Annotated in this window: 7 protein-coding genes; all 7 read left to right on the top strand. The window is 43.7% G+C overall.

Annotated elements, in window-relative coordinates; translation table 11 throughout:
- Positions 1–17 precede the first annotated feature (17 nt).
- The 7 genes from DDR33_RS07925 (at position 18) to DDR33_RS07955 (ending at position 14,980) form a co-directional block, all read left to right on the top strand.
- Positions 18–1,736, top strand: a complete 1,719-nt coding sequence (locus tag DDR33_RS07925) for a glycoside hydrolase family 3 protein (RefSeq protein WP_109415235.1) — start codon at positions 18–20, stop codon at positions 1,734–1,736.
- 243 nt (positions 1,737–1,979) lie between these two features.
- Entirely contained in the window at positions 1,980–4,718 is a 2,739-nt protein-coding gene (locus DDR33_RS07930; RefSeq protein ID WP_238387713.1) for a glycoside hydrolase family 3 C-terminal domain-containing protein, read from the top strand.
- 650 nt (positions 4,719–5,368) lie between these two features.
- Positions 5,369–8,491 (top strand): SusC/RagA family TonB-linked outer membrane protein, encoded by a 3,123-nt coding sequence (locus DDR33_RS07935; RefSeq protein WP_109415236.1) that lies wholly within the window; start codon positions 5,369–5,371, stop codon positions 8,489–8,491.
- A 12-nt stretch (positions 8,492–8,503) separates the two neighbouring features.
- Positions 8,504–10,435, top strand: coding sequence for a RagB/SusD family nutrient uptake outer membrane protein (locus tag DDR33_RS07940; RefSeq protein WP_109415237.1), 1,932 nt, complete (start codon positions 8,504–8,506; stop codon positions 10,433–10,435).
- Between the two features lie 128 nt (positions 10,436–10,563).
- Complete coding sequence (locus DDR33_RS07945) at positions 10,564–12,234, top strand: peptidylprolyl isomerase (RefSeq protein WP_109415238.1); 1,671 nt, start codon at positions 10,564–10,566, stop codon at positions 12,232–12,234.
- Between the two features lie 56 nt (positions 12,235–12,290).
- Positions 12,291–12,680: a hypothetical protein gene (locus tag DDR33_RS07950; RefSeq protein WP_146198728.1), complete on the top strand. Its 390-nt coding sequence runs from the start codon at positions 12,291–12,293 to the stop codon at positions 12,678–12,680.
- Between the two features lie 350 nt (positions 12,681–13,030).
- Entirely contained in the window at positions 13,031–14,980 is a 1,950-nt protein-coding gene (locus tag DDR33_RS07955) for a glycoside hydrolase family 97 protein (RefSeq protein ID WP_109415240.1), read from the top strand.
- Positions 14,981–15,060: the final 80 nt, after the last annotated feature.

Here is a 15,060-nt window from a genome sequence, read left to right on the forward strand (position 1 = left end):
TTTAACCATATAATTCCATGAAAGCTAAGCTGACCATATGCCTTCTCGCACTTGCCTGGAGCTCCTATGCACAGGTAAAAAAAGATTTATCGCCGGATGGCTGGAAAAAGCTTAGCCTGAGAGAAAAGATCGGTCAGACCATGCTTATGCTGCCCGACAGGGAGTCGGAACTGCGGTTGGGAGGAGGCAGTCTGGAGGGCTTTTTCAGACGGTATCCGGTCACCGGGTTTTTCATGGGGTGGAAGCTCTTTACGGGGATCCCGGAAAACAGACAGGCAGAACATCTTAAGAATGCTGCGGCAGAGTATCAGAGGGCAAGCCGGTTGCCTCTTATCTTTCAGCAGGACTACGAATATGGCGTCGATCTCCCGGGAATGACTTCACTTCCCAAAGAAATGACGCTGGGAGCCGCAAACTCGCCTGCTCTCGCATATGATTACGGAGCCAGTCTCGCAAAAGAAGCCAGGTCTGTGGGTGTAAAATGGGTGCTCCATCCGGTTGCCGACCTGAATATTAACCCTCTTAATCCTATTGTTAATACAAGGGCGATTTCAGACGACCCTGATAAAGCCATCAGGCTGCTGGGGCGGCAAATAAAAGGCTTGCAGGAGAATGGCGTGGCGGCTACTATTAAACATTTTCCGGGAGATGGGATGGACTCCCGTGACCAGCACCTCACGACAACCACGAACTCCCTGAGCATGGAGCAATGGAAGCAGTATCATGGTAAGGTTTTCCAGGCCCTGATTGACAGCGGTGTTGCGGCTATCATGCCGGGACACATTACGTTGCCGGCATATCAGAAAGAAAAGTTAAACGGCTTCTTCCCCCCTGCAACCTTGTCGAAAGAACTGTTAACCGGTCTTCTGAAAGGAGAGATGCATTTTAACGGCGTCATTGTGTCTGATGCGATGACTATGGGAGGCTTCAGGGGCTGGTATCCCAACCAGTTGGAAGGTGAGATCCAGAGTTTTCTGGCGGGAGTGGATGTTTTGTTATGGCCCTCTCCTGAATTTATGGATACTGTGGAGGTGAGGATAAAACGGGGTGAAATTCCGATGGCCCGGCTCGATGACGCCGTAAGCCGGATCTGGCGAATGAAGAAGCATTATGGTTTGTTCGACCGGAATAACCAGCTGCTGCGTGAAATGACAGGCCAGGAGAAGGAGTTTGCGCAGAATACAGCAAGAAAGATCGCAGAAAATGCTGTGACATTGGTGCGGGACCGCTACAATGCAATTCCGGTGAGTCCGGCCAGAAGTAAAAAAATACTGGTGATCGGTGTAACGACTGAAAGCCGGAAAGGAGGGGATGGAGGGCTTGCTGTACTAAAGAACTTCCCCGAAGCTCTGAAGAAAAAGGGATTTGAAGTAGATTTTCAGCGGAACCTTCTTTATGAAACTCAGGGATGGACGGAGGATGTTACCTCAAAGTATGATAAAATAATTGTGGCAGTGGTTCGCCAGACCCATACACCTTTCGGCCCTCTTCAATTATATGATGACGAAGCCCAGACTGCCTGGGGCATTAATGCAATGGCCAAGGATAAGATTATCGTAGTGTCGTTCGGCAGTCCGTATATTTTAAATGAATACTTCGAGAGGGTAAATACCTGCCTCAATGCTTATTCAAACAGCCCGGAAATGCATGAGGCTGTAGTGAAGGTACTCACCGGCGAGATTCAGGCAAAAGGGGTGTCTCCGGTAGTATTGGACAGGAAGTTGCCCGGCTTATAAGGAATGCTTCCCGGCGGCAGAATTGCGTTGCGGCCGGAATTGAAACAAGCTCTTAGAATTGCCGGTATCTTCCGGGAGACGTTTTGCAGGAGGATGCGGCCTTATTTTGAACATTTCTGCCAGAAACTTCTACAATTGTATCATACCGTCAGGTCTTATCCTGTTAGTTTTACGAGGTTTGACAGGCCTTCTTTATTTTGAAGCTGACCAGACCTGATGTTTGTAAACCAATTAGAAGATTATATGATGATACGATCCCTTTTTTCTACGTTCGTGGCGGACGATGTTTCCCCGGAACGGAGATGCAACCCCGGAAGGAATGCGCAGCCGGTAGCGTGCAGTACCCGCCTAAAGACCATTTGCAAACATCTCTGCGTCCTGTCGGCCCTGGTTCTTCCGGCGGTCTTCCAGGTAAGTTTTGCTCAAAAAAAAGAATATCCTTTTAATGACTTCCGGCTGTCTTTTGAAAAGCGTGCAGATGACCTGGTGTCCCGTCTCACCCTGGAGGAAAAAGTATCACAGATGCTCAACTCTGCACCAGCAATCCCACGTCTTGGAATACCCGCTTATGACTGGTGGAATGAAACGCTGCATGGGGTCGCACGCACACCTTTTAAGGTAACCGTTTACCCCCAGGCTATTGGAATGGCAGCTACATTTGATCCAGCTTCACTTTTTAAGATGGCGCAGTTCAGTGCACTTGAAGGCCGGGCGATCTATAACAAGGCAGTGGAAACGGGAAGAACGAATGAGCGGTATCTTGGATTAACCTATTGGACACCCAATATCAATATCTTTCGTGATCCGCGATGGGGACGGGGGCAGGAAACTTATGGAGAAGATCCCTTTCTGACTGCTTCCCTCGGGGATGCTTTTGTCCGCGGCCTGCAGGGCAACGATCCGAAATACCTGCTGGCAGCAGCTTGTGCAAAGCACTACGCTGTACATAGCGGGCCTGAGCCTCTCCGGCATGTATTTGATGTAGATGTAAGTGCTTATGATCTCTGGGATACCTATCTGCCCGCCTTTAAGAAGCTGGTGGTGGATTCGAAAGTAGCAGGTGTAATGTGCGCTTATAATGCTTTCAGGACGCAGCCATGCTGTGCCAGTGATATCCTGATGACAGATATTCTACGCAATCAATGGAAGTTTACAGGGTATGTTACATCGGACTGCTGGGCTATCGATGATTTCTTTAAAAACCATAAGACCCATCCGGATGCGGCGTCGGCTTCTGCCGATGCGGTGTTTCACGGAACGGATATAGATTGCGGGACAGATGCTTACAAGGCACTTGTGCAGGCTGTCAGGGAGGGAAAGATCACAGAAAAGCAGATCGATGTTTCGGTAAAGCGCTTGTTTATGATCAGGCTGAGGCTGGGGATGTTTGATCCGCCATCCATGGTAAAATATGCACAAACGCCTTTTTCTGTACTGGAGAAGCCGGAGCATGGACAGCACGCGCTGAAAATGGCACGCCAGTCTATTGTTTTGTTAAGGAATGAAAATAATACCCTTCCTCTGAAAAAGACGTTGAAAAAGATCGTGGTGCTGGGGCCGAACGCCGATAACTCTATTTCTATACTGGGAAACTATAATGGTGTCCCGTCCAAATTGTCTACCATCCTTCAGGGTATAAAAGATAAGGTTGGGAAAACCACTGAAGTGGTATACGAGAAGGCGATCAACTTCACTAATGACACCCTTCTGATTTACGAAGATGTCAGCCGCCAGTATTCGATTGACGGGGCGCAGGGCTTCCGTGCAGAGTATTTTTCGAATAAGGAATTGACGGGTGAACCCCTGCTGGTCAGGAAGGAGCATGAAGTAAACCATTTGTGGCAGGAAGGCGAGCTGCTTACTGCAGGGGTTCGTGCGAACAATTTTTCGGCGCGCTATACTACCGGTTTCAAAGCGGAGGCAACGGGTTCTTTGACGTTTGAACTGGAAGCAGATGATGGATACCGCTTTTTTGTGAACGGCAAAGAAGAAGTAGATGCATGGACACGGAACAGGTGGGGCAGCAGGACATTCACCCTGGAAACCCGTAAAGATTCTGTTTATAAGCTGGTGCTTGAATACTGGCAGGGAGAAGGGAAAGGAAATGTCCGGCTAAGTACAGGAAACTACCGCCGCACGGATTTTGCCGCTTTGGCGCAGCGGCATAAAGATGCAGATGTATTTATCGTTGCGGGGGGAATCTCTCCGCAACTGGAAGGAGAGGAGATGAAAGTGGATTATCCTGGATTTGAAGGCGGAGACCGTACATCTATTCTGCTCCCGGCAGTTCAAACCAGCTTAATGAAGGCTCTTTCTGCCGCAGGAAAACCAGTCGTGTTCGTCATGATGACGGGAAGCGCAATCGCTACGCCATGGGAGGCTAAGAATGTCCCTGCCATTGTCAACGCCTGGTATGGCGGCCAGGCAGCCGGAACTGCAGTGGCTGATGTCATTTTTGGCGATTATAATCCCGCAGGCAGGCTGCCCGTTACTTTTTACGAGAGTGATACCGATCTGGCTCCGTTTGATAATTACAGCATGGAAAACCGTACCTACCGGTATTTTAAAGGCAAGCCTCTGTATGGATTTGGATATGGGTTGAGTTATACATCTTTCCGTTACGATCAGCTTACTATACCATCTGCGGTTGCTAAAGGTAAACCTGTGACCGTGAGTGTGCGGGTTACGAATACCGGGAAAACCATAGGAGAAGAGGTTGCCCAACTGTATTTTAGGAGTGGTGATCAATCTGTTAAGACAGCATTAAAGTCACTTAAGGGATTTGACCGGGTGAGCCTGAAGCCCGGAGAGAGTAAGGTTGTTGCCTTCAGACTTAATGCGGAGGATCTGACCTATGTGAATGGGGACGGGCAAAGGGTGCCATTCACTGGAAAGTTGAGTATATCTGTTGGCGGCAGCCAGCCTGATGAAACAAACCGGACAAGCGGCAATATTCTTTCCGGGACATTGCATATAAAATAGTACTTATATCTTATGAGGAAAGGGCCAGAAAGCGCGGACGCTTTCTGGCCCTTTTCGTTACATCTTTAATGGCGGATTTTTAAGGTTTTACCTATGAAAAACGATCGTGTAAAATAATGTATTTTGTTAAGTGTTTGATATTTAGTGTTTTTTGGCGGGTTTGACCGTATTTTTGAACAATTGTTGTTGAACATCTCTCCCATTAAAATGATGATTATTCCCCTCCTGCAGCCGCCTCTCAAACTAATTTAGCTTTCATTATAAACCAGAGTTGACCAATAAGTTGACGCTTGCTTCGATTAGAGTTACGGCGTATTTATAAAAAGATAACCATAAAATAACCAGGATTAATTTAAAGTGCTGACCCGGATCAGCGCAACAAACAGAAAAAATAAATGATTATGAAAAGCTTTATTAGAGGTCCCAACTACCGGTTGGTTGACGAATCTTTATTATATTTTCATTTTAAGGTATTAACTCTTCAATTAGAAGCCATGATAAATTACTATTTAATATTACAGACGCCTGAATAAAAAATTTCAATACAAATGCAAACGTTTGCATTGTTTCGGACAGCGTGATTATTCAAGCTGTATTAAAAATATCCTCATTTAGTAAAAACTAGTTATTTATAACTTTTAAAACCAATTATGAAAAAGTTAGACTTTCAAAAAGTATTTGGATGGATTTTGCTTTTGCTGATCTTTCCAATGCTGACTTTTGCTCAGAATGTGACTGTTACCGGCAAGGTAATCGACGAGAATGGGTTAGCATTACCTGGTGCCAGTGTCAAAGTAGGCACAGGCTCCGGAAGCACGTCAACGGATGTGAATGGGAATTTTAAATTTAATGTGCCTGCAAGTGCTACAACGCTCATAGTTACCTTTTTAGGGTATCAACAAAAGAAAGTATCAATACCTCAAAACAAAACCAATATAACTATCAGTTTAACGCCTTCTGCTCAAAGCTTAAATGAGGTCGTAGTGATCGGTTATGGAAGTCAGCGGAGAGAGGCTGTTACAGGTTCTGTTTCTTCAATAGGAGGCGAGGCTTTGCGGGAAGTGCCTTCAGCCAACATTACACAGGCCCTGCAGGGACGCTTGCCGGGAATAGACATGACACAAACATCAAGCCGGCCTGGTTCTGGTATGCAAATTCGAATTCGCGGGACTCGCTCCCTAAACCCAGATCCAAATTCCGGGCAGGATGCTCCGTTAGTGGTGCTGGATGGTATCCCGTTTTCCGGCTCTATAAATGATATTGATCCAAACAACATAAAAAGTATAGACGTCTTGAAGGACGCTTCTGCAACTGCTATATATGGCTCGCGTGGTGCTAACGGAGTAATTCTGGTTACCTCTTTCAGGGGGCAAAAAGGGCAGCCGGCAAGATTATCATACAACTCATTTTATGGGCTAAAGAATGTATTTTCAGAATTCCCCATGATGGATGGACCTCAGCTAAACAAGTTGAGAGCCGAAGCTCTGCGGACCGTTGATGAATTAAAAAGAGGTCCTGTCTTCGGCCCCTCTGCTGATGAACAGGCTAATGCTAACACGGATTGGCAAGATTTGCTATATCGTACAGGAAAGACAATGAGTCATGACGTGAGTCTTTCTAAAGGTTCCGAAAAAGGGAATTTTTCCGTTGGGGTTGGCTATTATCGTGATGAATCTGTTTTGCCAACAAACGACTTCAGCCGGTATTCTTTGAGGGCATCTGTAGACCAGGAAGCTGGAAAATACTTCCGTTTTGGACTCACATCAAATAATAGCTATGGTGTTACTCAAGGTAACCAGGTTGGTGTGGGTGATGCGCTTGGAGCCTCTCCTTTAGCTTCTCCTTATGATGAGCAGGGGAATTTAAAAAGGGCTACTCAAGCTTCAACTACAGATTTCTACAGGGTTTGGACGAAGGAATCGATTGAAGCTCTTAAAGACGATTGGATAAGTGAGTCCAAAGGTTTGGGGTCATACAACAGTCTATACGGAGAAGTTAGTGTTCCATGGGTAAATGGTTTAAAAGCACGTGTGAATGTAGGGTTAAATATTCGGCAAACAACGGGTGGCTTTTTCACCGGAAGAGGAGTAACAAGTCCTACAAACCCCGATGAGCTTTCTTCAGCGGGCATAAATAACTCGACAATGACTGACTGGACAATAGAGAACCTTCTGACCTACAACCGTAATTTCGGAAAGCATGAAATTAATGTAGTTGGTTTGTATTCGGCAGAGGAGAATACATTTTATCGGTCAGATATTTCCGCTGTAGATATTGCTGGCGAACATTTTCAATATTATAACCTTGGGCAAGCACTTGGGAATATTACTATTAATCCTGATAATCAAGGCCACACGGTATGGGGCTTGCAATCATGGATGGGACGTGTCATGTACAACTATGATAACCGCTATATGCTTTCTGCCACTTTGCGGGCAGACGGATCTTCAAGGCTGGCTCCGGGGCATAAGTGGCATACGTATCCTGCCGTATCATTAGGATGGAATATAGCCCAGGAGTCCTTTATGCAAAGTATTCCATATATAAGTAATTTAAAATTACGCGTTGGATACGGCGTAACATCAAATCAGGCGGTTGCCCCATACGCTACTTTGGGTCGTCTGGCCAACAGATACTATAACTTTGGAGATACAGGGGAGGATAGCTATCAGAACGGCTATATCATTTCTGAACTTCCTAATGAAAATTTGGGATGGGAATTCACGAATACCTGGAACTTTGCACTGGACTTTGGATTATTCGGGGGACGACTTAGTGGTACCATGGAATATTACAGACAGCATACCAAAGATATTCTTTTAGGTGTCGATTTACCTCCTACGGCCGGAGTTCCCCGCTATACAAATAACATTGGTGAAACCGAAAATAAAGGTTTTGAACTCTCACTTAATGGCATCATTATAGATAATCCCAAAGGGTTTAGATGGGAAGCGGGTTTTAACATTTATACCAACCGTAATAAATTATTATCGCTTACTTCCGGCAGGCTTCGTGATGAGGGAAACTGGTGGTTTGTGGGACAACCGATTAATGTAATTTTCGATTACGAAAGGATCGGTCTTTGGCAACCTGGTGATCAATATATGGATGTTCTTGAACCGGGGGGGAATACAGGTATGATCAAAGTTAAATATACCGGAGATTATGATGAAAATGGCGTTCCTGTGAGAGCTATTAACGCTGACGACCGGCAAATTTTGAAATATGATCCAGATTTTCAGGGTGGATTTAATACTCGCCTGACATATAAAGGGTGGGATTTAAGCTTGGTAGCGGCATTCAAAAAAGGAGGAACTCTTATTTCTACTTTACATGGAGCTACAGGTTATCTCAATTTATTAAATGCGCGTCATAACAATGTCGATGTAGATTATTGGACACCAGAGAATACTAATGCAAAGTATCCGCGTCCGGGAGGTATAATCTCAGGTGACAACCCAAAATACATGAGTACAATGGGTTATTTTGATGCATCTTATCTGAAGCTGAGAACAATTTCTTTAGGTTATAGCCTCAGCGGTAAATGGATGCAAAAAGCAGGCATAAATCAGGCAAGGGTATATTTTACGGCACAGAATCCATTTGTATTATTTTCTCCTTATCATAAGGAATCAGGTATGGATCCTGAACCGAATTCTTACGGAAATCAAAATCAAGCAGTTACATCTCAGATTGTGCAGAGGCTACCCGTTGTAGCGAACAACGTTCCTTCAACTCGCAATTATGTGTTCGGACTCAATTTCACTTTCTAAATTTCTACTGTCATGCAAAGAATATATAAGATTTTAATGATTGCCACCCTGTTTGTTGCAGGTGGATGTAAAGATATACTGGAAGAAACTCCACGAGATCGTTTTGAACCGGGCTTCTTTAAAACAGAAGCTGGAATAAGAGGGGGGCTGACAGGTCTTTATTCTGGATTACGAAGGCTTTACGGGCAACCATATTATTATAATGCCACTGAAACCGGAACGGATGAATATACTTACGGACAACAAGCAGATGATAATTTTCGTAAAGCGGATTTATCCGGTTTAGGCATTCCCGATGCCCAGAATAGCCGCTGGGATGTCCTGTGGAATACCGCATATGCCAACATCAACTCAGCAAGCGGTATTATCACTAATGGCACTGAAGCCAATATGCCAGCTGCGCTTATAGCTGAGGCCCGGTTCTTTCGCTCTTTTAGTTATTTCTTATTAGTGCAGACATTTGGAGGAGTTCCATTGGATTTAGGAAGCGGTATATTAACATATAACACTAAGCCGACCCTTAGTTCTGTCCGTAATACTGTTCCTGAAGTGTATACTATCGGCATTTTTCCTGACCTAAAGCAAGCTGTCGAGGAGCTGCCTGATAATCCCCGTGATATAGGTGCTGTTACGAAAAATGTAGCACGCCTTACATTAGCAAAAGCTTATTTAACGTATGCGTGGTGGCTTCAGAACCCCAATAATGTGCCTACATATCCTGAAACTCCAAGGACCGACCCTGATGGGCATGATGCACAATGGTATTTTCAAAATGCCTATAACATCGCCTTGGATGGGATAAATAACCCCGGCCCCTATGCTTTGCAACCGACATTCTACGATGTGAATTTAGCACAGAATGACCGGAACAAGGAAATTATGTTGTGGGCAGACCATACGGAAGCTAATGCTCAGTATAGCGAGAGCAATATTACTGGCTGGGACGGAGGTGACGGTCAAAATCAAGCGGTTTGGATGGTAACATGGTATTTTCAGAACCTTAAAGCCAGTAGTGACCCGGCGAGCTGGAAGCCAGCCGATGTAATGTTTCGCACTGTGCAGGCAGGACAGTCTTATAGCCGTCCCTGGATGAGAATGACCCCGCCAGTTGACGTGTTTACCAAAACATTTTCTAATAAAACAGAGGATTCGCGTTTTAACGGTACCTTCACTACTGTATATAGAGGTACCTGGTATCTTAACACTCAACGGACAGAAGCCAGACTCTATGGTGCTAACTTAATGCCAATAGAAAAGAACGGTAAGGTGCTTTCTTTTCTATCTGCTGATCCTGGTGGCATTAATTACTCAAATTCAACCTATAATGATAATACTGAAGCGGGACAATTACCCGGACGGGCTGACTATGTAGTTCCGTTGGATAAAATCTCCAGAAGTATTTACCCGGGCTTATGGAAACTTGGTTCTTACAGAAAATCAACTGATTATAACGATGACAAAATAGCGAGTTCTCGTCCGTATAATATTTTGAAGTATTCTGAGTTTTATTTTGTTGCAGCTGAAGCTGCTGTTAAGGGAGCATCTGTTCAAGCTGGGAGGAGTGCAAGGGAGTTAATTAATGTAATTCGTTCACGTGCAGGTAAATGGAAATTTGATGTGGCTGAAAATGTTGAAAAAGTAGAAGATAATTCCGCTGCAATGGTTGCTGCAACTCCTGCCTCAATTGACATAAATTATATTTTAGACGAGCGTTCCAGGGAGTTTTTCGGCGAAGGGTACCGCTGGCATGATCTTGCACGTACCCAGAAGTGGGAAGAGTATGCGGGATCTTATCGTATCTCCCAAACAGCCGGAGCTTCGCCTGTTACAATAACCCGTCAGTTGCCTAAATACCTTTATCTGCGGCCTATTCCGCAAGGGCAGCTGGATAGGATGAGTGGAGATGCTGACTTTAAAAAGGCTTATCAGAATCCAGGTTATTGAGCATTCAGATGAAGCGAGTATAATTTAATACCGAATGTGTTTTTCCTAAGTGGATGCCACCCTGTCGTCAGGGTGGCTATCCACTATATTCTAATTAAAGTTGATAGCACCAGTTTGATAACTTAACGATGAATAATAAATGTTTCTTAGTTGTTGTGATCGTATCATTACTATTTTCATGCACTCATAGCACTAAAGACGAGAGCTTCGCTGCTAATAAGGTCGTGCTGAGTGTTGGCAAGGTTGGCATAACGGAATATGAACTTGAAAAAAACCTTAAGCTGTTTAAGGATGCTTATCGTGATACCGCCAATCAACAACCCAGTGTTGTTGAGATTAAGAAATGGATAGAAGGATTTGTTGACCGTACTTATTTTCTGGCTGATGCCTATGAAAAGGGTTATTATAAGAGACAGGAAGTGACACAAGGAGTAGCCAGTATGGAGAGACTGATCATATCCCAACGGAAAGGCCTGCTGGAGCAATTTATGCTAAATGGAAAACTAACCATCAATAAAAAGGAGCTTGAACTGGCCCGGGAGAGGAGCCGGAAGAAGATCAGTATAGAATACCTCAGGTTCGAAGACTTCGATGCCGCGAAACACTTTATTGGAGGAGTGGAGATAAAAGGAAGTGAGAAATTTCGTGAAGCTGTAGATAACAGCAGGAAACACAATGCCATTTTTTACGAAGAAAAGATAATTGAATGGCCCTTTACGGACTTTTCACAATATCATGAATACTTATTTAATTTGAAAGAAGGCGAAGTGACGCCCATCCTGACTATGCTGGATGGATGTTACCTGTTTTATATTAAAGATATCGCTATATCAAAGAATGGAACGCCGGATAATGAAATAATTCAAAAGCTGAAATTTCAGAAAGAGGCTGAGATAATAGCGGGATATAAAAAAGAGGTTGATTCGAATACCAATGTTATTTACAATTCTGATGTGCTTTCCAAATTTGGAGGTATCTTATCGTCAAGAGCTCCCCTTCATAAATTTGAAAAGAAGGATTTTAGCGATATACTAAGCCTGGATGCGTTTACCTATATTTTGAAACAAAAAAGGATCCGCTACACTGTGTCGGATTTAATAAACTATTATAACTACCTGCCCCTGAAACCTGAAATAAGAAACATAGAACAAATAGGTGAAATTATAAGATCTATGGTTTACAGCGAGTATTCATATCTAAAGGCTAAGGAGTGCGGCATAACAGCCGATCCTAAATTTATACTCGACCGGGAAAATTACCAGAAGAATCTTATCTACGATTATTATGAAACCGAACAACTGAAAAGTTCTGTTAAGTTGTCAAAGGAGGATATATCAGGTTGGTATAACAAGCATCGAAGCGAATATGTCCAGCCTGTGGGGGTAAATGTGTCTATTTTCTCTTTTAAGGATTCACTAGATCGGAACAAGGGGTTTTCGGACATCTTGCGATATCACAATGACAAACTGAGAGCCAGTCAGATAAAAGTTGCCGAAAGCATTCAATGGAATATTAATTCCAGCTATAGAAAACCTGTCTTATCTGAAAGGGTAATGCAACGGTTATTACTTTCAAAAAATGGACAGGTTCTGCCTCCGATAGAACTTGCCGGGAAATATTCGGTAATAATAAAAAATTACGATTACGGGCAGCTTAATATGCAATTGGACGAAGTGAAAGAGTTGATTGCAGGACACATAAAATCAGCAAAGCTAAAGGAAGTGAAAGAAGGGTGCTTAACACTTTTAAAGCCTAAATACCCTTGTGAAAACAAGATAGAGTATAAGAAATATCTCTAAACTGCCAGGAAAAGACTAACTCCCAATAAATCAATAACTTTTAAAATTTGAAGATTATGAAAAAGAAAATCCATTTGATTTTAGTTTTGTGTCCTTTATTTTTAGCTATTAGTATTACTTCAGTAAAAGCGCAAGGGACTTACTGCAATTCTAGTTTACGTTTTTGTATGGCTACCTCATACTCTTCCGGGGATATGCAAACATCAAATACGGCATTTTATGCCACCGTCACTTCTGGTATTTATTATAGCGCATCTATCGAACCTTACGGATCAGATCATTATGGATTTGTTTGGATACAATATGGAGGAGGAAGCTACATCCTTGAAAGTAATGATGAAGGCTTTAAATCCCAGAATGGGGTGTTTAGCTCTTCTGGCGAACAGTGGATTGATATATTTGCAGAAGCCAACCGGGCTCATTCTTATGTATCGGTTTCCTGGTAAATAAAACAGAATTTCAACTATGACAATAGTGAAATTTTGATTAACAGACGAAATCTTACGTTGTCTTTTTTTATTTAATACTTTGGGAGTTAGTCTTTCCCTTTGAATAATTCGGCACCAGCCACTAGCGGGGAAGGCTAATCGTTCCTCGTTCTAGACGGTAGATGGGGCAATATAATCCTGTTTTTTGCCCCTTCCCACAATTTGACATTTCTGCCTGATAATTAAACATTCGTGCGGGGAGTAAATCCTGTGGACCGGTATATTTGCTGCTTATGGTTGCTTTTTTTACGAAGAACCGCCAGCTTTTATAAACTGCAAAACAACACACATAACCATAATTTCATCGAATGAAGAGAATCTTTCTTACCCCAATTCTTAGCCTTCTTGTCGCTTTTACTTATGCTCAGGATGCAACCATCTTTAGTCCGGATAAACATCTAAAGCTTGATCTTGCTGTTAGCGCTGGCAAAGTTTCTTATTCTGTGTTTTATAAAGGCAAGGTCATGATAGAAAACTCACCGCTTGGCCTTAAAACGAACGAGGGTAATTTTACCTCAGAAATGAAGTTTCTTGGCAAATCGGAAGGGAACGTCGATAAAAAATATACCGAAGAAAAAATAAAGAAATCTGAAGTTCACTATGTTGCAAATAAGCTCATTTGTACGTTGGAGAATGCAGCTAATAAGACAATCAGCATTGTGTTCCAGGTAAGCAATAATAATATAGCTTTCCGTTATGAGATCCCGGCCTGGGGAGAACGCATGGCCTGTGTGGTTGAAAAAGAGGAGACAGGATTCAGGTTCCCGGCTGTTACTACCACTTTCCTTTCCGGCATGATGAGCCCTATGGTGGGGTTTGCAAGAACAACTCCGAGTTATGAAAATGCTTATACAGCTGATGCACCGTTGATAAAAGCACGGCCGAATAAGGACGGGTATGTTTTCCCGGGACTCTTTCGCGTGGGAGAAAACGGATGGGTTCTCCTGTCGGAGACCGGGGTGAGCAGTCTTTACTGTGCTTCGCATTTAAGTGAGCGTTCCGAAGAGGGTGTCTATTCGATTGAGTACCCAGACGTCAGACAAAATAATGGGTTTGGGAGTACTGGTGCCGCAATTGCGCTGCCCGGTGTGACACCCTGGAGAACGATTACAGTAGGCGAAAACCTTAAGCCAATTGTTGAAACCACCATTCCTTTTGATGTTGTAGATCCGCTTTATAAAGCGTCAGCTAAATTCAAATATGGGCGGTCTGTATGGAGCTGGATCATATGGCAGGACAACAGCATGAACTATGATGACCAGGTAAAATACATTGATCTGGCAGCGGCGCTGAAATATGAATACATCCTTATTGACGCCTTGTGGGATACGAATATAGGAAAGGACCGCATGAAGGATCTGATAAAATATGCGAATTCCAAAGGTGTAGACGTGTTTTTGTGGTACAATTCGAATGGGCCGTTTAACGATGCGCCGCAAGGTCCCAGGAATAAGATGAATACATCTATAGCCCGGAAAGAAGAGATGAAGTGGCTGAGGGATGCCGGAGTGAAAGGCCTGAAGGTGGACTTCTTCGGGGGGGATAAGCAGCAAACCATGCAACTGTATGAAGATATCCTGTCTGATGCGAATGATTATAGTTTAATGATCATTTTTCACGGAACTACTTTGCCGCGGGGATGGGAAAGGATGTATCCGAACTTTGCCGGAAGCGAGGCGGTTGTCGCTTCAGAAATGCTGGTCTTTTCACAGGGAGTGCGGGATACAGAAGCTTATAATGCGTCGTTGCATCCCTTTATCCGGAATGCCGTTGGAAGTATGGAATTTGGAGGTGTAGTACTGAATAAATACCTGGTTAAGGATAATGCTACAAGGAATAAGCGTCTAACTACTGATGTGTTTCAGCTTGCTACTGCTGTTTTGTTCCAGAATCCTGTGCAAATGTTTGCACTTACTCCGAACAATCTGACGGACGTTCCTGCGTTCGAGATAGATTTTATGAAGCAGGTGCCTGTTACCTGGGACGAGACCGTCTTCATCGATGGATATCCGGGCCAATATTGCGTCCTGGCACGTCGTCATGGGAACGATTGGTATGTGAGCGGAGTAAACGCAAAAAAGGAAGCTCTAAAGCTGAATCTTAAACTTCCGATGCTTGCCGGGAAGAAAGTCCGTCTCTATAATGACGATAAGAATAAGGCTGTCTTTATGAGCGAAGTGATGATTGAGAAAAATGGAACGTTTAAAACAGTGATCCAGTCGGGGGGAGGAATCGTTTTGGTGTCAGCGAATAAGTAGTTCGCGTTCCTGAGCCTGTAAGGTTTTCTGAAAAATTGTATTGATAAGAAAAGAAGGCGTGCAATATCTGGTTCTGAGAT

It is taken from the genome of Pararcticibacter amylolyticus (assembly GCF_003130405.1).
Lineage (GTDB): Bacteria > Bacteroidota > Bacteroidia > Sphingobacteriales > Sphingobacteriaceae > Arcticibacter > Arcticibacter amylolyticus.

Excerpts from the sequence above, each read along its gene's own strand:
- DDR33_RS07950 (WP_146198728.1), top strand. The coding sequence starts at position 12,291 with ATGAAAAAGAAAATCCATTTGATTTTAGTTTTGTGTCCTTTATTTTTA.
- DDR33_RS07935 (WP_109415236.1), top strand. The coding sequence starts at position 5,369 with ATGAAAAAGTTAGACTTTCAAAAAGTATTTGGATGGATTTTGCTTTTG.
- DDR33_RS07945 (WP_109415238.1), top strand. The coding sequence starts at position 10,564 with ATGAATAATAAATGTTTCTTAGTTGTTGTGATCGTATCATTACTATTT.
- DDR33_RS07955 (WP_109415240.1), top strand. The coding sequence starts at position 13,031 with ATGAAGAGAATCTTTCTTACCCCAATTCTTAGCCTTCTTGTCGCTTTT.
- DDR33_RS07930 (WP_238387713.1), top strand. The coding sequence starts at position 1,980 with ATGATGATACGATCCCTTTTTTCTACGTTCGTGGCGGACGATGTTTCC.
- DDR33_RS07940 (WP_109415237.1), top strand. The coding sequence starts at position 8,504 with ATGCAAAGAATATATAAGATTTTAATGATTGCCACCCTGTTTGTTGCA.
- DDR33_RS07925 (WP_109415235.1), top strand. The coding sequence starts at position 18 with ATGAAAGCTAAGCTGACCATATGCCTTCTCGCACTTGCCTGGAGCTCC.